This is a genomic window from Prevotella sp. S7-1-8 (genome assembly GCF_000758925.1).
In the GTDB taxonomy this organism is placed as follows: Bacteria; Bacteroidota; Bacteroidia; order Bacteroidales; family Bacteroidaceae; genus Prevotella.
In genome coordinates, this window is record NZ_JRNC01000147.1 from 1 (window position 1) to 1,273 (window position 1,273).

At 49.3% G+C, this 1,273-nt stretch carries 2 protein-coding genes and 1 pseudogene; all 3 read right to left on the bottom strand.

Annotated elements, in window-relative coordinates:
* Positions 1 to 76: 76 nt before the first annotated feature.
* Positions 77 to 370, bottom strand: a complete 294-nt coding sequence (locus HMPREF1640_RS13850; protein ID WP_039864306.1) for a hypothetical protein — start codon at positions 368 to 370, stop codon at positions 77 to 79.
* A complete protein-coding gene (traK, locus tag HMPREF1640_RS12420; RefSeq protein WP_008448470.1) occupies positions 371 to 994 on the bottom strand; it encodes a conjugative transposon protein TraK in 624 nt (207 codons plus the stop codon).
* A 17-nt stretch (positions 995 to 1,011) separates the two neighbouring features.
* A pseudogene (locus HMPREF1640_RS12425) lies at positions 1,012 to 1,273 on the bottom strand (conjugative transposon protein TraJ); the annotation flags it as partial.

Below are 1,273 nucleotides of genomic sequence, written 5' to 3' on the forward strand. Positions count from 1 at the left end.
GATGAACCACATCGAGAGGGCGAAAAGCAGTCCCAGCCCACCGAAGACCAGTCCTTTCTTGAGATATTCTTTCTGTTTATTGTCCAAATTCATTGTTGTAATCATGTTTTAAGTTGATAATATGCCGATGCAAACTGTCCGTCCTAACAGGACTATCTATCAGCTTGCCCATCTTTGGGATAGGCAGTTCCTCCTTGTCATGCGGCAGGAAAAACTGCGCTATCATTACGCACGAGCCGATGAAGTATATCGTACTAAGTCCATAGACAACTATCTTACGCTGTCTAATGCTCAGTCCATCACACCGGTGGCGAAGCCACAAGTGCGCACGGACATAATATTTCCCAAGTAATACTTTCGTTCTCATCATCTATCGTTTATAAGTTTGCACGTCCTGATTCTGTCGCACCATAAACTGTTCCATCAGGAAACCCTGCGGATTGTTGTCCGAGCGGACGGAGTTTTGCAGCGTACAAGTCGTAATCAGGTTACGCTCCGTGATGTTGCTCGGTCGCACGATGAACTGACGGGCGTAGGTCGTTACCTCGTAGGGATAGACCTCAAAGTTGCAGCAGATGGAGTCCACCTCAATGCGTTGATTGACATTGCCTGAAATGGCACGGTTGTAATAGCCCTTTTCCGCCAAGTCCTTGTAATAATTGAAAGCCGACTTATCGCAGAGCAGGAAGGCACGCTCCATGTTCTTCTCGATGGCATCCTTATCGGGTGCGATGGTGAAGAACAGTTCATGGAAACGGCGGACGTGTTCCCTCGCTTCCACAGGTCGGTTCTTGCTTGCATCCTGACTCAGTGCGAGCATCAAGGACTTTCCTTGGTCAAGCACATAGATTTTCTCTCGCTGCTCTTTGGCAAAGCTGTAAGAGGCATAGACGGCGTATCCGCTGACCGCCACGCATACGATGGCAAAGACAAAGGCATAGAGCCTTATCTGACGGAATGAGGTCTCGATATTGGTGAGTGATTTGAATTCCATTGTTTTTTCGTTTTTTGTTATTTACCTTTGAGTAATGCACCCTTGATACGTCCGATGGCGTTGCCTGCAACGGCTCCTGCTCCACCTGCCAAATACTTGCCTCTGGTGTATGCGCCCTGCGCTCCACGCTGAGCCGTCTGATTGACGTTACGACCGTATGAGCCGATGCCGCCACCTGCTTCGATAATCCAGCCTGCCACCGTAGGCACACAGAAGTAGCCCACGATACCGATGAGGAAGAAGACGATGTGATACCAACTGCCCGCATCGGGGAGGAAA

Bases quoted from the DNA above. Each gene is read 5' to 3' on its own strand.
- HMPREF1640_RS13850 (WP_039864306.1), bottom strand. From the start codon at position 370: ATGATGAGAACGAAAGTATTACTTGGGAAATATTATGTCCGTGCGCAC.
- traK (WP_008448470.1), bottom strand. From the start codon at position 994: ATGGAATTCAAATCACTCACCAATATCGAGACCTCATTCCGTCAGATA.